Source organism: Mycobacterium sp. VKM Ac-1816D (assembly GCF_000416385.1).
Taxonomy (GTDB): domain Bacteria; phylum Actinomycetota; class Actinomycetes; order Mycobacteriales; family Mycobacteriaceae; genus Mycobacterium; species Mycobacterium neoaurum_A.
In genome coordinates this window covers 97,500-118,102 of the sequence record NZ_AOHQ01000113.1, presented here as the reverse complement: position 1 = coordinate 118,102, position 20,603 = coordinate 97,500, and the positions used below count along the sequence as shown (strand labels likewise).

Annotated in this window: 12 protein-coding genes; 11 read left to right on the top strand and 1 reads right to left on the bottom strand. The window is 67.0% G+C overall.

Annotated elements, in window-relative coordinates; translation table 11 throughout:
* Nucleotides 1–237 precede the first annotated feature (237 nt).
* From G154_RS04495 to G154_RS04470, 6 genes are all read left to right on the top strand, one after another.
* Nucleotides 238–996 (top strand): hypothetical protein, encoded by a 759-nt coding sequence (locus G154_RS04495; RefSeq protein WP_023985962.1) that lies wholly within the window; start codon nucleotides 238–240, stop codon nucleotides 994–996.
* A gap of 26 nt (nucleotides 997–1,022) precedes the next feature.
* Nucleotides 1,023–2,273, top strand: coding sequence for a cation:proton antiporter (locus tag G154_RS04490; protein WP_019512966.1), 1,251 nt, complete (start codon nucleotides 1,023–1,025; stop codon nucleotides 2,271–2,273).
* Between the two features lie 37 nt (nucleotides 2,274–2,310).
* Complete coding sequence (locus tag G154_RS04485) at nucleotides 2,311–4,068, top strand: NAD(P)/FAD-dependent oxidoreductase (protein WP_031601576.1); 1,758 nt, start codon at nucleotides 2,311–2,313, stop codon at nucleotides 4,066–4,068.
* 100 nt (nucleotides 4,069–4,168) lie between these two features.
* Entirely contained in the window at nucleotides 4,169–9,643 is a 5,475-nt protein-coding gene (locus G154_RS04480; RefSeq protein WP_031601575.1) for a type I polyketide synthase, read from the top strand.
* A complete protein-coding gene (locus G154_RS04475; RefSeq protein ID WP_019511459.1) occupies nucleotides 9,640–10,491 on the top strand; it encodes an ABC transporter ATP-binding protein in 852 nt (283 codons plus the stop codon). Before G154_RS04480 ends, G154_RS04475 begins: the two co-directional genes overlap by 4 nt.
* Entirely contained in the window at nucleotides 10,488–11,306 is an 819-nt protein-coding gene (locus tag G154_RS04470; protein WP_019511460.1) for an ABC transporter permease, read from the top strand. The genes G154_RS04475 and G154_RS04470 overlap by 4 nt, the downstream gene beginning before the upstream one ends.
* 7 nt (nucleotides 11,307–11,313) lie before the next feature.
* On the opposite strand, the gene G154_RS04465 is transcribed toward G154_RS04470, so the two are convergent.
* Nucleotides 11,314–12,195, bottom strand: a complete 882-nt coding sequence (locus G154_RS04465) for a LysR family transcriptional regulator (protein ID WP_019511461.1) — start codon at nucleotides 12,193–12,195, stop codon at nucleotides 11,314–11,316.
* 65 nt (nucleotides 12,196–12,260) lie between these two features.
* Here G154_RS04465 and G154_RS04460 point away from each other — a divergent pair, with 65 nt between their 5' ends.
* The 5 genes from G154_RS04460 to G154_RS04440 all read left to right on the top strand — a co-directional run bounded on the left by G154_RS04460 (nucleotide 12,261) and on the right by G154_RS04440 (nucleotide 20,560).
* Nucleotides 12,261–13,625 (top strand): malate:quinone oxidoreductase, encoded by a 1,365-nt coding sequence (locus G154_RS04460; protein ID WP_019511462.1) that lies wholly within the window; start codon nucleotides 12,261–12,263, stop codon nucleotides 13,623–13,625.
* Between the two features lie 4 nt (nucleotides 13,626–13,629).
* Nucleotides 13,630–14,055, top strand: coding sequence for an NINE protein (locus G154_RS04455; RefSeq protein ID WP_019511463.1), 426 nt, complete (start codon nucleotides 13,630–13,632; stop codon nucleotides 14,053–14,055).
* Nucleotides 14,045–14,446, top strand: a complete 402-nt coding sequence (locus tag G154_RS04450) for a DUF2752 domain-containing protein (RefSeq protein WP_019511464.1) — start codon at nucleotides 14,045–14,047, stop codon at nucleotides 14,444–14,446. Before G154_RS04455 ends, G154_RS04450 begins: the two co-directional genes overlap by 11 nt.
* An 80-nt stretch (nucleotides 14,447–14,526) precedes the next feature.
* Nucleotides 14,527–19,065 (top strand): glutamate synthase large subunit, encoded by a 4,539-nt coding sequence (gene gltB / locus G154_RS04445; protein ID WP_023985958.1) that lies wholly within the window; start codon nucleotides 14,527–14,529, stop codon nucleotides 19,063–19,065.
* Nucleotides 19,058–20,560, top strand: coding sequence for a glutamate synthase subunit beta (locus G154_RS04440; RefSeq protein ID WP_019511466.1), 1,503 nt, complete (start codon nucleotides 19,058–19,060; stop codon nucleotides 20,558–20,560). Before gltB ends, G154_RS04440 begins: the two co-directional genes overlap by 8 nt.
* Nucleotides 20,561–20,603 lie beyond the last annotated feature (43 nt).

Below are 20,603 nucleotides of genomic sequence, written 5' to 3'. Positions count from 1 at the left end.
TCCCGACTGGCCACCACATCCGATCCCATGACTCGAACATACGTGCGACCACCGACACAACACGCCACAATGTGACACCAGAGACAGACGAGACCAAAGAAAAATCTGAGATCAAGCAGCTCGACCAACGGTGCTGCTGGAGGCCGTCTGTCCGAAATCCCCATGGAACTCGGCCGCCACCGGATCCGCCGCCGTCTACTGTTCGAGCCGACACCGATGCCACCGAAAGGCCTGGGGATGACTGATACCGATCTGGTCGGGCACGCCGCGGCGGCCGGGGCCGCCGTGGAACAGGCGGTCGCCATGTTCATGCTGCACCCGCAGACCTACGCCGAGAGCAGCGCGGCGGGTTACCAGAATCCGCTCGCCGGGTATGTCGCCGGGCGTGGCGGCGTGCTCGGAGACGCCACCGGCGCCACCGTCGCGGCGGTGTTCGCCGTCTTCGAGCCCACCGGCCTTGCCGCCCTGTGGGACCAGGGCATCGCCGTCCGCGGTGCCGCCGCCGCGGCGCAGGTGTACTGGGAACAGGCCGCGCAGTTCGGCCGCCGGTACCTGGCCACGGCCGAGGGCCTCGACCGCATCGCCGAACTGGGGGAGAGGTTGATCGCCGCCGCACCCACCTCGTCACTCCCACTCTTCGCAGGCTGGAAGGTCATGCCGCTGGCCCAGGACGCGCCCGCGCGGGCCCTACAGGTCATGTTCGTGCTGCGTGAATTGCGGGCCGGTCTGCACTTCAACGCCCTCAGCCTGTCCGGGATCAGCCCCATCGAGGCGCACATGCTGAACAAGGGACCGCGATATGCGGCAATGTTCGGCTGGCCCGAACCGTTCGCCGACGGCGCGGACAAGAAAGACCGTTATGCCGAGGTCGAGAATATGACCGATCGACGCATGGCCGAACTCGTCGACACCGCATGGGAATCGGCGGAGACCGCCGAGTTCGCCGGGCTGACCGCGGCCGCACTGACCACGCTCAAGCAGACCGTGCCGCGGTGACAATCTTCGGCTGGCTAACCTGACGTATGCCCGCGGACATCGCGATCCAGTTCTTTCTGCAACTCACCGTCATCCTGGCCGCCTGCCGGCTGGCCGGCATCGTCGCCGGACGCGTCGGGCAACCCCCCGTCGTCGGTGAGATGATCGCCGGCGTGGTCCTCGGGCCGTCGCTGCTCGGCCGCATCGCCCCCGACCTGCAGGCCGGTCTGTTCCCGTCGGGGACGTCCAACATCGTGCTGTACACCACCGCGCAGGTAGGCCTGGTGCTCTACATGTTCGTGATCGGCATGAATTTCGACGTCGACCACGTCCGGCAGCGGGCCGGCACCGCCGCCGCGGTCTCTGCCACCGGGACCTTCGCGCCGCTGATCATCGGCGCGCTCGCGGCGATCCCGTTGCTCGGCGGCGGCGAGTTCTTCGGCGAAGGCGTCAACCTCGGCATGGCGATGATGTTCCTCGGCGCGTCGATCGCCATCACGGCATTCCCCATGCTCGCCCGAATCATCTTCGAAAAGGGTTTGACCGGAACCTCTTTGGGCACGCTTGCGCTGGCGTGCGGTGCCACCTCCGATGCCATCTCCTGGTGCATCCTCGCCGTCGTGCTGGCCGTCTACAAGAACAGCCCGATGCTCGCCGTCCTCGCCATCGGCGGTGGCGTGCTCTACACCGTGGTGGTGCTGACCATCGGTAAGCGCGCCCTCGCGCCGATGGGCGCCAAGGCCGAGCAGCAGCAGGCCATCAGCGGATCGATGCTCAGTACGGTCCTGATCCTGCTGATGGCCTGCGCCTGGTTCACCGACACCATCGGCATCTACGCGATCTTCGGCGCATTCATTCTCGGCATCGCGATGCCGTCGGGTTACTTCGCCGGCCGGCTCACCGACAAGATCGAACCCCTGACCACCAAGTTGCTGCTGCCGTTGTTCTTCGTCTATTCCGGGCTCAACACGCAGATCGGCCTGGTCAACACCCCCCGGCTGTGGGCCATCACAGCGGGACTGCTGATCGTCGCCATCGTGGGCAAGGGCGTCGCGTGCGCGGTCGCGGCACGGATCAGTCGCGTGCCGATGCGCGAATCGGTGGCCCTCGGCGCCCTGATGAATGCCCGCGGGCTGATCGAATTGATCCTGCTCAACATCGGGCTCCAGGCCGGCATCATCACCCCCACCCTGTTCACCATCCTGGTGATCGTCGCGGTGGTCACCACGTTGATGACCTCGCCGATCTTCGAACTCGTCTATGGACGCCACCGGCAGCCTGCCGAGATTTCCCAGTAACCGTCGAGTCCCGGGCGCGATGGGTATGTTGAATTTCATGCGCCCTGAACTCGCCCACCTCGACGCGCGGACGCGAGCAGCTCTTGCGCGGAAGATCAGAAACCAGCTGCCGGCGGCGGACGGCCCGTCGGCCGATCACGATGTCGTCATCATCGGTGGCGGTGTCGCCGCGATGGGCCTGGCCCTGCAGTTGCGGGACAGACGCCCCGACGTCCGGGTGCTGATCATCGAGCCGAAAAGCTATCCGCTGGCCGAGATCACCCATACCGTCGGTGAATCCACCGTGGAGATCTCGGCGCACTATCTGCGTGAGACGCTCGGGCTCGGCGATCACCTGAGCTCTGCCCATCTACGCAAGATGGGACTGCGGATGTTCTTCTCCGACGGCGGCAATACCGATATCGCGACCCGGATGGAACTCGGTGGTTCCTCTTTCGTACCGCAGGTCACCTATCAGATCGACCGTGGGCGGCTGGAGAACGAACTGCACCGCCGCTGTCTGGCTGCGGGCGTCGAAATACGGTGCGGTCGTGCGCGTTCGGTCGAGCTCCAGGCCGCACCGAGCGTCGTCACCTATCAGACCGACACCGCCGAGGTCGAGGTGTCCGCCCGCTGGGTCATCGACGCCTCCGGGCGCAACCGCACGTTGCCGCGACAGCTGGACCTCAAGCTCACCAACGAGCACCACTGCAACGCCGCGTGGCTGCGGGTCGCCACTGAGATCGACATCAACGCCTGGAGCGACGATCCCGGCTACCACTCCCGGCTGGTCGAGGGCGACCGGGCCATGTCCACCAACCACCTCATGGGCGAGGGCTACTGGGTGTGGCTGATCCGGCTGGGATCGGGAGCCACCAGCGTCGGAATCGTCGCCGACCCGGCGCTACACCCGTTCGACGGGTTCAACACCCTGGACAAAGCCAAGGCGTGGCTCAGCGAGCACGAACCGCAGTGTGCAGCGGTGCTGGCCGAGCACGACGACCAGATCATGGACTTCCGGGTGATGAAGAAGTACAGCCACGGGGTCAGCAAGGTCTATGACGGCGCGCAGCGCTGGGGACTGACCGGAGACGCCGGCATCTTCCTCGACCCGCTGTACTCCTCTGGCCTCGACCTCGTCGCGATCGGCAACGGACTGATCACCGACCTGATCCACCGTGAGATGGCCGGTGAGGACGTCACGGCCCGTGCGGCGGTCAGTGACACGCTGTTCCGGTCGCTGACCGAGATGTGGCTGGCGATCTACCAGGACCAGTACGCCGTGATGGGCACCCCGGCCGTGATGTCGGCAAAGGTGGTCTGGGATATCGGGTTCTACTGGGGATTCATCGGCCTGCTCTACATGAACGATCGTTATGTTCGCCTGACCGACGATCCGGAATTCGTCCCGCAGCTCGACGGATTGATCGCCTTGAGCAACCGGATGCAGAAGTTTTTCCGGGAGTGGTCCGCGGTGGAGGATTCCGGAGTGACGGTGCCGTTCCTGGACCTGTATGCCCCGCTCAACTTCATGGTGACGCTGCACCACGCGATGATGGAAGCCCGACCGGATTTCGACACCCAGTTCGGCGCCAACGCCCGCCTGCTACGCCAGATCGCCGGGCAACTCGTCGAGACCGTCCTTGCGGCCAAGTCGACACATTTCGACGACGACCGGGTGATGCGCCAGGTCCAGGAGTGGCAGCGTGACGGGCTGCTGCGCGAGTTGCGCAACACCTATCGCCGTGAGCAGGACGCCGATCCGATCATCGGCGAATGGATCGTCACCCGGTCGCCGGCGCTGCAGGCAGGCTGATCGCCACGGACATCGGTAGCGGAAAGGAATCGGGGTACCCGTCCAACCCCGTCGCGGCTACGAATGCAGTGGAGCCGTGTAGCGCCGCGAGAAAGTGCCGATGTCTGTGACCGTACTGCCCACCCCCCGTGAACCCCTGGCGATTGTGGGGATCGGCTGCCGCTTTCCCGGCGGCGCCGACACCGCGACCAGCTTCTGGCGCCTGCTGCGTGACGAGGTCGACGCCACCGGCGACGTCCCGTCGACCCGGTGGAACGCCGAGCGGTATCACGATCCCAATCCGGCCAAGATGGGCAAGGTGGTGACTCGCCGGGGCGGGTTCCTTTCCGAAATCGACCAGTTCGACCCCCAGTTCTTCGGAATCTCGCCGCGCGAGGCGCATTCGCTCGACCCGCAGCAGCGGCTCCTGTTGGAGGTCACCTGGGAGGCGTTCGAAGACGGCGGCATCCCGGTCGACCAGGTCGCCGGCACCGATGTGGGCGTGTTCATCGGCGGGTTCACCCTCGACTATCAGCTGATCCAGAACCAGGGGCGGACCAGCCGATATCGGTTCAAGCCGCATTCGGCCACCGGCATGATGATGACGATGCTGGCCAATCGCCTGTCGCATGCCTTCGATTTCCGGGGCCCCAGCATGACCGTCGACACGGCGTGCTCGAGCTCGCTGGTCGCCGCACACCTCGCGGCCCAGAGCATCTGGAACGGTGAGTGCGAGCTGGCCGTCGCTGGCGGTGTCAACATCATGGTGGGACCGAACACCGCGATCGCCGAATCCCGCAGCGGATTTCTCAGCCCGCAGGGCCGCAGCCGCGCCTTCGACGACGCCGCCGACGGCTACGCCCGCGGTGAGGGCGGCGCCGTGGTGATCATCAAACCGTTGCAGCAGGCGCTGCGCGACGGTGACGACATCTATGCCCAGATCCTCGGCACGGCGGTGTCCCAGGATGGGCACACCGACGGCATCACGGTGCCCCGTGAGGACGCTCAGCGGGTGGCGATCAAGGCCGCCCTGCACCGCGCCGAGCTCGACCCGGACCAGATCGGCTATGTCGAGGCGCACGGAACCGGTACCCCCGTCGGCGATCCGATCGAGATGCGGGCGTTGGCACAGGCGCTCACCACGGACCGTCCGGCGAGCAGACCGCTGGTCATCGGTTCGGTCAAGACAAACATCGGCCACCTGGAGGCCGGGGCCGGTGTCGCCGGGTTGATCAAGGCCGCCATGGTGGTCAAACACGGTTTCATCCCGGCCAATCTGCACCTGCAGAATCCGACCTCGCACGTGTCCCTCGCCGAGCTCAAGATCGACATCCCGCCGACGGGCCGGCCCTTTCCGCCGGCGGCACGCCGCATCGCCGGGGTGAACTCCTTCGGTTTCGGCGGCACCAATGCCCACGTCGTGCTCGCCGAACCGCCGGCGTCGACGACCACGCCCACGGCGGTGAATCCGCTGCCGCTGGCCGCGATCCCGATCTCGGCCCGCAGCGCCGAGGCCCTTGTCGCCACCGCGGGCCGGCTGGCCGACCACCTCGAGGCGCGCCCCGATATCGCACTGACCGATCTCGGTTACACACTGGCCCGCCGGCGCACCCATCTGAGTCACCGGCACACCGTCATCGCCGAGGACCTCGCCGACGTCCGCGAGCAGCTGCGTGCGTTGGCCGACGGCGGTACCGTCGAGGCCGATCGAATCGGTTCGGGCACAGCGAAGCTGGCCTTCGTCTGCACCGGAATGGGTCCACAGTGGTGGCGGATGTGTCGCGGACTTCTCGACGTGGCACCGGTATTCACAGAAAGCATCCGCCGTACCGATCGTGAGCTGTCGCGGTACGCCGACTGGTCGCTGATCGAGGAGCTGAATCGCGACGAATCCGAGTCCCGGATGGCAGATACCGAGATCGCCCAGCCCGCCAATTTCGCGATCCAGGTGGCGCTGGCCGCGCAGCTCGCCGAGTTCGGGATCGTTCCCGATGCCGTGATCGGCCACAGCGCAGGGGAAGTGGCCGCCCACCATCTCGCCGGCCTGCTCAGTTTCGAGCAGGCGGTCCGGGTGATCTATCACCGCAGCCGGCTGCAACAGCGCACCAGCGGGCAGGGACGGATGCTTGCCGTGGGGCTGGACGCCGAAACCCTGATGAAGGGCATCGACCAGAAGATCGCCGACGAGTTCGGTCGTCGGGTGTCGATCGCGGCGATCAACAGCCCGTCGGCGGTCACCGTCGCCGGTGACGGTGACGTCCTGGAAGACATCGCCAGGCAGCTCGACGAGGCGGAGATCTTCAACAGGTACCTGGCCGTGCAGGTTCCGTATCACACCCACTACATGGACGCGGTGCGCGCGGATCTGCTCGACTCGTTGGCGGGACTGTCGGCCGACCCGGCGCGCCTACCGCTGTATTCGACCGTCACCGGTGAACTGCTCGACGGTTATGACGCCGGTGCCGCCTACTGGTGGCAGAACACCAGGGCGACGGTGCTGTTCGAGCCCGCGCTGCGCCGCATGCTCGACGACGGCTACACCCACTTCGTCGAACTCGGGCCGCATCCGGTGCTGGCCGCCTCGATCCTGGAAACATCCGGTGCGCAACGCGTTTCGGTGATGTCCACACAACGCCGCGAGCACGACGATCTTCGGACCCTGCTGACCTGCCTCGGCGCGCTGCACAACGCCGGACACGAGGTGGCCTGGGACCGGGTCTACCCAGGCAACCGATCTCAGGTGGCCGGCCTGCCGCATTACCCGTGGCAGACCAAGCGGTACTGGTACGACAACTACGAGGTCGACGAGGCGCTGTTCTACACACCGGTGCATCCGCTGCTCGGTCAGCCGGTACGCGGTGTGCACCCGACCTGGGAGGTCGAGATCAGCACGGCCGCACACGGATTCCTCGAAGGACACCGTATCCAGGGCAGTGTGGTGGTGCCCGGCGCCGTGTACGTCGAGATGGCGATGGCGGCGGGGAGGCAGACCTACGGATCCGAGCACAGCGTCGAGAATCTGGTGCTGCACCGCGCTGTGCTGCTCGATGACCGATGCGACCCCATCATCCGGACCACGCTCAATCAGGACGACGGTACCGTCGAATTCGCGTCGTTCACGGCCACCGGGGACGGCGATCTCAAATGGGCGATCACCGCGACGGCCGAACTCGGCACCTGTCCCACGGTCGCGCACGCACGCCCGGCCGGGACCGGTCCGTCCAGCTCGATGGATGGTGATCAGTTCTACCAGGGCACCCAGGCGATCGGGTTCGACTATGGCGGCGCGTTCCGCTCGGTGACCGCTGTTCGAGCCGGACACGACTGGGCCACCGCCGAATTGCGGGTGCCCGCCGAGATCGCCGGTGAACTGGGCGATTACCGATTCCACCCCGCGCTGATCGACGGGGCATTCCAGACCCTGTTCGGCGCACCGTTCTCCGGTCAGGAAGAGAACGAGGACCCCTACCTGCCGACGCGGATACGGCGCTGCGCGGTGTACGGGTCACCCACACCCAGCATGACCGTGCAGGTGCACGTCGTATCGGCGACCAGGGATGCCGTCGAATGCGATATCACCGTCACCGATGCGCACGATGGGGTGCTCGCGATCTTCGACGGGTTCACCGTGCAATCGCTGAGCTCCTCGTCGCGGATGTCGGTCGACCACATCGACAAGGGGCTCTACGAGCTGCACTGGTCGCCGGCCGACGATACGGGCGAGTACGCACCCACCGCGGTCGACGATTCCTGCTGGTTGGTGTTGACCGACGGTGCGGGCGTGGGGGAGCAGGTCGCCGCCACGCTGCGTGCGCACGGCCGACGGGTGCGCACGCTGCGCCACCGTCCCGACGGAATCGACTGGGCGACAATCATCGACGAGCACGACGGCGACCTCGGCGGCATCATCGACTGCTGGCCGATGGACATGGCCGACGGGTCGCCGGACAATCTCGACGTCGGTCCGTTCAGCATCCTGCGGCTGGTCAAAACGCTGGCCGACCGCCCGACGCTGAAGCCCAAGATCTTTCTGGTCACCGCCAATGCCCAGGCGACGCCGGGTACCGCGGTGGCCAACCTCGATCAGGCGAGCATCTGGGGGCTCGGCCGTGTCATCGGTCATCAGGAGTTCCCGGATATCTGGGGTGGGCTGATCGATATCGATTCCGCCGATGACGGCGCGCACATCGCCACCCGGATATGCGAGCACGTGCTCACAGGCGCGGCCGAGGACCAGATCGCGATCCGGGGTACCACCACCCTGGTCCCGCGACTGCGGCTGTGCGGCGGGCTCACCAAGCCGTTCCCGATGAAATTGTCCGCCGATGCCACCTATGTCGTCACCGGAGGTGCGGGTGCGCTCGGTCGGGTCGTCGCCGGATTCCTGGCCGAGCGCGGTGCCCGGCACATCACGCTGATCGGACGAACAGCGCTGCCGCCCCGGGATGAGTGGTCGGAGCTGTCCGAGGACCATCCGCACATCAAGGCTGTCACCGCATTCCGGTTGATCGAGCGCCTTGGTGCCCAGATCGAGACCGTCAGTGCCGATATCACCGATGCCGAGGAGATGAACCGGTGGTTGACAGGGCACCTGCGCGGCGGCGGCCGGCCGGTCCGGGGCATCGTGCACGCGGCGGGTTCGGTGAACGACCAGCTGATCGTGAACATGAGCGAGCAGGACTATGCGCGGGTGTTGGGCCCGAAAGTCACCGGCGCCAGGGTGCTGCACGATGTGTTCGCCGGGCACGAACTGGATTTCTTCGTGCTGTTCGGGTCGGCCGGATCGACTATCGCCGCGCCGGGGCAGGCCAACTACGCGGCCGCCAACGCCTTCCTCGACGCCTTCGCCGACCATCGGCGGGCACAGGGTGTGCCGGCGCTGACCATCGGATGGGGGCCCTGGTCGGTGGGGATGGTCGAAGAACTGAAGTTGGAGAAGATCTACGCCCAGCGGGGGATCGAGCTGATCACCCCGGCTGTGGGTGCCCGCATCCTGGGCCGGCTGATCAGCCAGCGGATCCCCAGTGTGGTTGCCATCACCGCTGATTGGGACCGTGCCAGGCAGGCAGGCATGGGCGGCCGGTTGCCCGCGATGTTCGCCGACCTCGAATCGGCCGGCTCGTCGGTGACCGCCGAGGGGGCGGGCTCGTCGATCCTCGATGTCCTCGCCGCGACTCCGGAGGCGCAACGACGCAGCCTCATCGCCGAACAGGTGCAGCGCGTGGTTGCCGACGTATTCGATTGTGGGATAGCCGATATCCGCCCCGATGACATGCTCGACGATATCGGTCTGGACTCGATGATGGCGATGGACTTCCGGGTGCGCATCAACGCCGTGTTCTCCATCGACGTCCCCGTACTGGAGATCCTGCGCGGTGTCAGCGTCAACTCGTTGTCCGACCGGATTCTCGGCGAGCTGCATGCCATCCACGGTGCGGTGCCGGTCGCCGAAACCGATTCCAGCGAAGGCGATGCCACCGAAGGCGCCGATGTGGACGATCTGCTGGCAGATCTTACCGACGAAGAGTTGCGCACCCTGCTGGCCGAGCTCGAAGCGGACGGGGAGATGTCCGACGGTGAGGCGACCGCTCCGTGACGGTGGATTTCCCCAACACAGCGGTGCATGTGCGCGGGCTGTCCAAGAGTTACGGCGATCGGTGTGCGGTACGGGATCTGCAGCTCGACGTGGAGTATGGCGAGGTGTTCGCGATCCTCGGCCCGAACGGTGCGGGCAAATCGACGACGATCGAGATCCTGGAGGGTAACCGGCGCCGCGATGCCGGGCAGGTGCTCGTCCTCGGTGAAGATCCCGGCACCGCCGGTCGGTACTGGCGGGCGCGCATCGGCATCGTGCTCCAGGAGGTCAGCGATGCCGGGATGCTGACGGTCGGAGAGACCGTCCGGATGTTCGCCAGCTGCTACGGTGCGGCGCGTCGGCCGCGGGATGTGCTCGGCCTCGTGGGCCTCGACGGTGCCGCCGATGCCAAGGTCAGGACGCTGTCGGGCGGTCAGCGGCGTCGACTCGACGTGGCTTTGGGGATTGTCGGCGAGCCGGAGCTGCTGTTCCTGGACGAGCCGACCACCGGATTCGATCCTGAAGCGCGCCAACAGTTCTGGGAGCTGATCAGACTGCTGGCCGCCGACGGGACGACGATCCTGATGACGACGCACTACCTGGAGGAGGCTGCGGCGCTCGCCGACAGGGTCGCGGTGGTGGCCGCGGGAACCCTCGTGGCGGTGGATTCGCCGACCCGCTTGACCGAACACGTCGACACCGCGGCCACGGTCCGCTGGTTCGACGGTGACATCGAGCGCATCGAACGGACCGCGACGCCGACGGAGTTGATCAGCAGACTCGGCGCCGACGGGCGTGAGCTGACGGGTCTGACGGTGTCGCGGCCGACCCTCGAAGAGGCCTACCTTCAGTTGATCGGTCATTCATGAGCGCCGGCGCGCATGCCCGCCCGGTTCCCTCGGTGCTGCGCATCGGGTACTCCCGGGTGCTGCCCGAGCTGAAGATGTTCTACCGCAGGCCCGAACAGATGGTCCTGACGTTCTCGATGCCCGCCGTGATCTGTCTGCTGCTCGGTACGATTTTTTCGGAGAAGCTGCCGGTCGGCGGGGTCAGCACGGGCTCGGTGATCGCGGCCAGCATGCTCGCCTACGGGATCCTGTCGACATCGTTCGTCAATCTGGGCATCAGCATCGCCGCCGACCGCGATACCGGTGCGTTGCGGCGGCTGCGCGGCACACCGACCACGGCCACGTCGTATTTCATCGGCAAGATCATGCTCGTCCTCATCGTCAGCTTGGCCGAGGCGATCCTGCTCCTTCTGGTGGGGGTGCTGGCCTTCGGGCTCAGGCTGCCCGCCGACCTGTTCGGCTGGTTCACCCTGACCTGGGTGTTCCTGCTCGGGGTCATCAGTTGTTCGTTGCTCGGGGTGCTCATCAGCAATATCGCCAGCAATGCGGTGTCGGCTGCGGCGCTGACCAACGGGCCTGCGGTCGGCCTGCAGTTCGTGTCCGGCACCTACGTCCCGATCATGGCGCTGCCCACCTGGATGCTGGTCATCGGTTCGCTGTTTCCGGTGAAGTGGATGGCGCAGGGGTTCCGATCGGTGCTCTTGCCCCCGGAGCTCGCCGCGGTCGAGCCGGCCGGCAGCTGGGAGCATTGGCGCATCTTCTTCGTCCTGACCGCGTGGTGTATCGGCGGTCTGATCGGTTGTCTGGCGGTGTTCCGGTGGTCGGATCGCGGCTGACGGATTCTCAGAAGTGCTCGCGCAGGAAGCCGAGAAACCGCCGGCCTGCCGGGGTCGCGGCGGTCGGCGACCACGCCAGCGCGATCTCGCGTTGATAGGTGGCGGGGCTCAGCGCGATCTCGGTGGTGCCCGGCGCAACCCGGCCGTCATGGGGTAGCAGGGCGATACCGAGCCCGCGACCGATGAGCTCGCGCATGGTGGCGAACTCGGTGATCTCCAACGCCATGCTGGGTGTGAAACCGGCTGCTTTGCACCAGTTCTCGGTCAGCTGGCGCAGGTTGTAGCTGGTGGGGTTGGCGATGAAGGTCTCATCGCGCAGCTCGGACAGCCGGATCCGACGCCGATTGGCAAGCCGGTGGTCGGCCGGAAGCACCGCCTGAATCGGTTGTATGCCGATCACAGTGTGCTGCAGACGCTGCGGTGCCGGGATGAGGACGGCGACATCGAGTTCTCCGGCACGGACGTCGGCCGCCAATGCCGAGCCGTGGGCCTGTTTGATCTGCAGCCGGATGCCGGGTGCCCGACGATGGAAATCCGCGATCAACGTGGGCAACCGACCCGAACCCATGGTCAGCGGAAACCCGAACCGGACGGTTCCGTGTTCGGCGTCCGCGTCGCCGATGACGGACTCGATACCAGATTCCATGGCACGCAGCGGATCGCGGATTCGACTCGCCAGCCGTATCGCGGCCGGGGTCAGACGCACCGTCCGACCGTCCTGGATCACCAGCGGCACACCGAGTGACTTCTGCAACGCGTGAATCCGCCTGCTCATCGACGACTGCGGGATGCCCAGTCGCTCGGCCGCGCGGGTGATGTGTCCGTCGCAGGCCACCAGCTCGTCGAGGGCCCGCAGGTGCGGTGCCAGCAGGCCTGCCAATTGATCCATATTCGGATGATAATCACCAGAACATTCATTGGACGGATCAATGTCGTCAGGCCGATCCTTCAATCATGACGACGGATACCCGCACCGCTCCGGTCGATGTCGCACTCATCGGTGGCGGCATCATGTCTGCCACGCTGGGCGCGATGCTCGCACTACTACAACCGGATTGGCGGGTCACCATCGTCGAGCGTGCCGACGACATCGCCACCGAGAGCAGTCACCCGTGGAACAACGCCGGCACCGGGCACTCGGGATACTGCGAGCTCAACTACATGCCCGATCCCGCCAACGCCGGCACCCCGGCCGCTGTCGCCGAGCAATTCGCGCTGTCCCGGCGATGGTGGGCACACCTCGTCGACTCCGGTCTGCTCGACCCCGGCTTCGTCACCACCGCCCCGCACATGGATGTGGTCTTCGGTGACCGCGATATCGCCTATCTGCGGCGCCGCTTCGACACGATGCGCACCGTTGCGGCGTTCGCCGAGATGCGGTACTCGCAGGACCCCGCGGTCATCGCCGAGTGGGCACCGCTGGTCATGGCCGGCCGCGACCCCGCGCAGCGAGTGGCCGCCACCTGGCATCCGGCGGGTACCGATATCGATTTCGGGGCGCTCACCCGCGACCTGGCGCGGCTGATCACCGGTGACACCCTGGTCGGCCACGAGGTCCGCACACTGACGCGGACGCCCGCCGGCGGCTGGCGGGTCGCCGGGCGGTGCGGCCGACAGCGATTCCAACTGGACGCCGACCGCGTGTTCGTCGGCGCCGGCGGACACACGCTGACGCTGCTGCAACGTGCAGGCCTGCCCGAGGTCCACGGCTACGGGGTGTTACCGGTCGGTGCGGCCTTTCTGCGCTGTTCCGATCCGGAGATCACGAGACACCACGCGGCCAAGGTCTACGGTCAGGCACCCATCGGTGCGCCACCGATGTCGGTGCCGCACCTCGACCGTCGGGTCGTCGACGGGGACGCCCACCTCATGTTCGGCCCGTACGGCACCTTCAGTACCCGACTGCTCACCAGCGGCCGTTTCACCGACTTCTTCGGCACCGTCCGCCCGCACAACATGCGCGCGTTGATCCGTGCGATCACCGGAAGTCGTGACCTCATCCGGTATCTGATCGGTCAGCTGCTGGCCTCGCGGCGACGCCGATTCGCCCAGCTGCGCCGCTACTACCCGGACGCCGACCCGCGGGACTGGGAATGGATCACCGCCGGCCAGCGCGCCCAACTGGTCGCACCGAACGGCGCGCTGCGCACGGGAACCGAACTGGTCGTCTCGGCCGATGGCACCATCGCGGGTCTGCTCGGCGCCTCGCCAGGGGCGTCGACATCGGTGCCCATCATGATCGACCTGTTGCGACGGTGGTTTCCCCGGCAATGGGAGTCGTGGCGTCACCGCGCCGAGTTCGGGCTTCTGGCATCCTGAGGGCATGACGGATCCGCAGTCCTATCCGCAGTCGCCCGACCCCGGGAACTTCGGCCCACCGCCGGGCTACCAGCCGCCCCAGTACCAAGCCAACCAGTTCCCCCCGCCGTATCCCGGCGGATACCCGGGGCCGGGCGGCCTGCCCGGCTACGACCCGTCGGCCCCGTTCGGCAGGCACCCGGTCACCGGTGAACCGTTCTCGGACAAGTCCAAGACGATTGCCGGTCTGCTGCAGTTGCTCGGGCTCTTCGGCCTGGTCGGGATCGGCCGTATCTATCTCGGGCAGACGGGTTTCGGCATCGCCCAGTTGATCGTGGGGTTGGCGACCTGCGGCATCGGCGCGGTCATCTGGGGTCTCATCGACGCCATCTTGATCCTCACCGACAAGGTGCGCGATCCGCACGGCCGACCCCTGCGCGATGGCACCTAGCACGACCGCCCTCGGGCGGGCCGGTGTCCTCGGGGCCGGGCTCGGCCTGGCCGGTGCACTGACCTATATCGGCCTGGGCAACCCGCACCGGCCCGGTTTCTTCCCGGCCTGCCCGTTCAAGACCCTGACCGGTTTCGAATGCCCGGCGTGCGGTGGCCTGCGGATGACCCACGACGTGCTGCACGCCGATTTCGCCGCCGCCGTGGTCGACAACGTCTTCATGCTCGTCGGGATCCCGATGCTGCTGCTGTGGTTGGCGGTGCGCTGGCGGCAGGGACGCACGCTCATGCCACCCGCCGCCACGGTCACCGTGGTGCTGGCCCTGGTGGCCTGGACGGTGGTGCGGAACTGGCCGGGCTTTCCGCTGGTACCGACGGTTTCCAGCGGGTAGTGAACCTGCTGCGCTGATACACTGGCGGTGCGGGCCGATGCAGTCCCTTCGATTCACCACGAAGACTGCGGAGGCACCGGTTGCTGTTCTCAGCGCTCCCACCAGCTCAGGGTCTCTATGACCCGAACAACGAATCCGATTCCTGCGGCGTCGCCATGCTCGTCGACGTCGAGGGGCGCCGCTCCCACGAGATCGTCGCCGACGGGCTCACCGCCCTGGCGCATCTCGAGCACAGGGGTGCGGCCGGTGCCGAACAAAACAGCGGTGACGGCGCCGGGATCCTGATTCAGCTACCGGTCGAATTGCTCAGGGCGGTGGTGGAATTCGAGCTACCGACCGAAGCAGCCGATGGCACGAACGGCTTCGCCGCGGGAATCTGCTTCTTGCCGCAGGACCCGACACAGCGCGCCGCGGCCCAAGGCCGGATCGAGCAGATCGCCGACGAGGAGGGTCTGCAGGTCCTCGGTTGGCGCACCGTCCCGATCGATCCCGACGGTGCCCAGATCGGCGCCACCGCACTCGGCTGCATGCCGCACATGGCACAGCTTTTCGTGGCGGCGCCCGCGCGTTGCGGTGGTATCGACCTCGACCGCATGGTGTACCCGCTGCGCAAACGGTCCGAATCGGAGAATCTGGGCGTGTACTTCGCGTCGCTGTCGAGTCGGACCATGGCCTACAAGGGCATGCTCACCACCATGCAGCTTCCGCTGTTCTTCCCGGATCTGCGTGACGAACGCTGCGTGAGCGCCATCGCCATTGTGCACAGCCGGTTTTCGACGAACACGTTCCCGTCCTGGCCGCTGGCACACCCGTTCCGGTTCGTCGCCCACAACGGTGAGATCAACACGGTGCGGGGAAATCGCAACCGGATGCACGCCCGCGAGGCGAAACTCGGCGGCACCCTGATTCCCGGTGACCTGGCTCGGCTTTCGCCGATCTGCACGCCCGAGGCGTCTGACTCGGCGTCCTTCGACCAGGTTCTGGAACTCCTGCATCTCGGCGGCCGCAGCCTGCCCCATGCGGTGCTGATGATGATCCCGGAGGCGTGGGAGAACAACACCGGGATGGATCCGGCGCGGCGCGCCTTCTGGCAGTACCACGCCTCGCTGATGGAGCCATGGGACGGACCGGCGTGCGTGACGTTCACCGATGGCACCGTGGTGGGAGCGGTGCTGGACCGCAACGGGCTGCGTCCCGGCCGCTGGTGGCGCACGATCGACAATCGGATCATCCTGGCCAGCGAGAGCGGTGTACTCGACATCCCCAGCGCGCAGGTGGTGGCCAAAGGCCGCCTGGAGCCGGGAAAGATGTTCCTCGTCGACACGGCACGGGGCGCCATCGTCACCGATGACGAGATCAAGGACGAACTCGCCGGCGCCGAGGCGTATGACGAATGGCTACATGCCGGGCTGCTCGATATCACCACCCTGCCGAGCCGGGTGCGGGTCCAGCCCAACCACGATTCGGTGGTCCGGCGCCAGGTCGCGTTCGGCTACACCGAGGAGGAGCTGCGGCTGCTGCTCACGCCGATGGCCGCCACCGGTGCGGAACCGTTGGGCTCCATGGGCACCGACACCCCGCTGGCTGTGCTGTCCCAGCGTTCGAAATTGCTCTACGACTATTTCGTCGAACTGTTCGCCCAGGTGACCAACCCGCCGCTGGACGCCATCCGGGAGTCGGTGGTGACCTCCATGCGCCGGGTGATGGGCCCGGAACAGAATCTGCTCGAACCGACGGCCGCATCATGTCGGCAGATCGCGCTGAGCTGGCCGGTTCTCGACAACGACGATCTGAACAGGATCGTGCACATCAACGACGACGGCGAACACCCAGGACTGCGCACCGCGGTCCTGCGCGCTCTCTACGATGTCGAGCGCGGCGGTGAGGCGATGGCCGAGGCGCTCGATGAACTGCGTGCGCGGGCCAGTGATGCCATCGCCAAAGGCGCACGCACACTTGTGTTGTCCGACCGCGATTCCGACCACACCCGGGCCCCCATCCCGTCGCTGCTGGCCGTTGCCGCGGTCCACCATCATCTGGTGCGCACCAAACAACGCACCTGTGTCGCGCTGGTGGTCGAGAGCGGAGATGCCAGGGAAGTCCACCACATCGCGCTGCTGATCGGTTTCGGTGCGGCAGCGGTCAACCCGTACCTGGCCTTCGAATCGATCGAAGACCTGATCCGCGAGGGTGAACTGACCGGTATCGACCCGGCCGCCGCGGTGCGCAACTACCTGACCGCACTCGGCAAGGGTGTCATGAAGGTGATGAGCAAGATGGGCATCTCGACGGTGTCCTCCTACACCGGTGCGCAGGCCTTCGAGGCCATCGGTCTGGACCGCGCCGTCATCGACGAATACTTCACCGGCACGCCGATGCAACTGGGTGGGGTCGGACTCGACGTGCTGGCCGAGGAGGTCAGATTCCGGCACCGGCGGGCCTATCCGGAGAATCCGACCGAGCGGGCATACCGCAGGCTCTCCGTCGGCGGTGAGTATCAGTTCCGGCGCGACGGTGAGCTGCATCTGTTCACCCCGGAAGTCGTTTTCCTGCTCCAGCATTCGACCCGGACCGGCAGGCGTGACGTCTTCGCGAGGTATTCCGAGGAGGTGAACCGGCTGGCCCGCGAGGGTGGTGCCCTGCGCGGCCTGTTCGAGTTCCGCGCCGGGACGCCGGTGCCGCTGGACGAGGTAGAACCGGTCGCCGATATCGTCGCCCGCTTCAACACCGGTGCCATGAGCTATGGGTCCATCTCCGCCGAGGCGCACGAAACCATGGCCGTGGCGATGAACACCCTCGGCGGGCGGTCGAACTCCGGTGAGGGCGGTGAGGACGCCGACCGGCTCTACGATCCCATGCGGCGCAGCGCGGTCAAACAGGTGGCCTCCGGCCGGTTCGGGGTCACCAGCGACTATCTGGTGAATGCCTCCGATATCCAGATCAAGATGGCCCAGGGGGCCAAACCCGGTGAGGGCGGCCAGCTTCCCGGCTACAAGGTGTACCCGAACATCGCCAAGACCCGGCACTCCACGCCGGGTGTCGGCCTGATCTCGCCACCGCCGCATCACGATATCTACTCGATCGAGGATCTGGCCCAGCTCATCCACGACCTGAAGAACGCCAACGACACCGCCCGCGTCCACGTCAAGCTGGTCAGCTCCGTCGGTGTCGGCACCGTGGCCGCCGGGGTGTCCAAGGCGCACGCCGACGTGGTGCTGATCTCCGGCTACGACGGCGGTACCGGTGCGGCCCCGCTGACCAGTCTCAAACATGCCGGCGCCCCGTGGGAGATCGGGCTGGCCGACACCCAGCAGACGCTGATGCTCAACGGTCTCCGTGACCGGATCACCGTGCAGTGCGACGGTGGCATGCGGACCGCCCGCGATGTCATGGTGGCCGCGCTGCTCGGTGCCGAGGAATACGGTTTCGCGACCGCGCCGCTGGTCGTCGCTGGCTGCATCATGATGCGGGTGTGCCATCTGGACACCTGCCCGGTGGGGGTGGCCACCCAGAACCCGGAGTTGCGTGCCCGTTTCACCGGCAAACCGGAGTTCGTGCAGAACTTCTTCGAGTTCATCGCCGAGGACCTCCGGATGATGCTGTCCGAGCTGGGTTTCCGGAGTCTCGACGAGGCGATCGGACGGGTCGACATGCTCGATACCGCGACGGGCGTGGCGCATTGGAAGAGTGCCGGATTGGATCTCAGCCCGATCTTCGCCGCCCCGTCCGGCCCCCACGGGACGATCGCCCGGCGCCGGCTGCGTGACCAGGACCACGGGCTGGACAAGGCGCTGGACCAGACCCTGATCCAGTTGGCCGAGGGCGCGCTGGAGGATGCCCACCCCGTCCGGCTGGAACTGCCGGTCCGCAACGTCAACCGCACGGTGGGCACCATGCTGGGCGCCGAGGTCACCCGCCGTTACGGTGCGACCGGTCTGCCCGACGACACCATCATGGTCACACTGACCGGGTCGGCAGGCCAGTCGCTTGGCGCGTTCCTGCCGCCCGGAATCACCCTCGACCTCATCGGTGATGCCAACGATTATGTGGGCAAGGGCCTTTCGGGCGGTCGGATCGTCGTGCGACCACCCGATGACGTGCTCTTCCTGCCCGAGGACAATGTCATCGCCGGCAATACGCTGCTGTTCGGCGCCACCTCGGGCGAGGTATTCCTGCGCGGGCGGGTCGGGGAGCGCTTCTGCGCGCGCAATTCCGGGGCGTTGGCCGTCGTCGAGGGTGTCGGTGACCATGCGTGCGAATACATGACCGGCGGCCGGGTGGTCGTGCTCGGCGACACCGGCCGCAACATGGCCGCCGGCATGTCCGGGGGTATCGCATTCGTCCTGGGACTGGACCCGGCCAAGGTCAACACCGAGATGGTGGCATTGCAGAAGTTGGAGGCCGAAGATTTGGGCTGGCTGCACGACGTGGTGAGCAGGCACGCGCAGGCCACCGATTCCACGGTGGCGGTGTCGCTGCTGGCCGACTGGCCCCGGCGCAGTGCCGGATTCACCAAGATCATGCCGATCGACTACGAGCGCGTGCTGCGCGCCACCCGGCTGGCCCGCGCCGAGGGCCGTGATGTGGAGACCGCGATCATGGAGGCGAGCCGTGGCTGATCCCACCGGTTTTCTGCGCGTCGCCAAGCACGATGCCGTCAAGCGCCCGGTCGACGAACGGGTGGGGGACTGGCATGAGGTCTACGAGATCCGGCCGCCCGCCGACCGGGCGGCCGAGGTGTCCCAACAGGCCCGTCGCTGTATGGATTGCGGTATCCCGTTCTGCCACTCCGGAACCGCGGGCTGCCCGCTGGGCAACCTGATCCCGGAATGGAACGACCTGGTCCGGCGTGGTCGCTGGGACGCGGCCAGTGACCGGCTGCACGCCACCAACAACTTCCCCGAGTTCACCGGTCGGCTGTGCCCGGCACCATGCGAGGCGGCCTGCGTGTTGTCCATCGCCGAGCCCGCCACCGGCGGCAGTGTCACGATCAAGCGAATCGAACAGACCATCGCCGACCACGCCTGGCTGACCGGCGCGGTGGTGCCGCAGCCGGCGGCCATCTCCACGGGACGCAGTGTGGCCGTGGTCGGCTCGGGTCCGGCGGGTCTGGCGGCCGCCCAGCAGCTGACCCGGGCCGGTCATGAGGTGACCGTCTACGAACGCGATGACCGCATCGGCGGGTTGATGCGCTACGGCATTCCGGAGTACAAGCTGGAGAAATCCGGCCTCGACCAACGGTTGGCCCAGATGCGTGCGGAGGGAACCAGATTCGTGACCGACTGTGAGGTCGGTGTCGATCTCTCGGTCGAGGCACTGCGGGCCCAGCACGATGCGATCGTGCTGGCCGTCGGAGCGCTGCGGGCTCGCGATACCGAGGTGGCCGGCCGCGAGCTCAGCGGGGTCCACCTGGCCATGGAACATCTGGTCGCGGCGAACAAGGAGTGCGAGGGGGACCGGGCCGCCGAACCGACGGCCGCCGGCAAGCGCGTCGTCATCATCGGTGGCGGTGACACCGGCGCGGACTGTCTGGGCACCGCCCACCGGCAGGGCGCGCTCTCGGTGACCCAGCTCGACTACAACCCGGAACCGCCGCGTACCCGCGACGAGGAGCGCTCGCCGTGGCCGACCTGGCCGCTGGTGCTGCGGACCTCGCCGGCGCACGCCGAGGGTGGGGCGCGCCGGTTCGAGGTCGCGGTGCAGAGTTTTCTCGGTGACGAGCAGGGTGCGCTGCGCGCGGTGCAGATCGCCGAGGTGCGGGTGCAACGCGACGATGACGGCCGCCGCCAGATCGTCCCGGTGGGCGACCCGTTCGAGATCCCGTGTGAGCTGGCGTTGCTGGCCATCGGTTTCGAGGGTGTCGAGCCGATGCCGCTGTTGGCGGGTCTGGGGCTCACCACCAACGGCCGTGGCGCGCTGCCCTGCGGGTCGGACTGGCAGACCGAGGAGCCCGGGGTGTTCGTCTGCGGCGACGCCCACCGCGGCGCGTCGCTCATCGTGTGGGCCATCGCCGAGGGGCGTAGCGCCGCGCGCGCGGTCGACCTCTACCTGATGGGCGAGTCCGAGCTGCCCGCCCCGGTGCGGCCCGGGTCACTGCCCCTGGCAGTCGTCTGACACGCGGTCTGAATGGTCATCTGAATCGATCAACGAGTAAGCT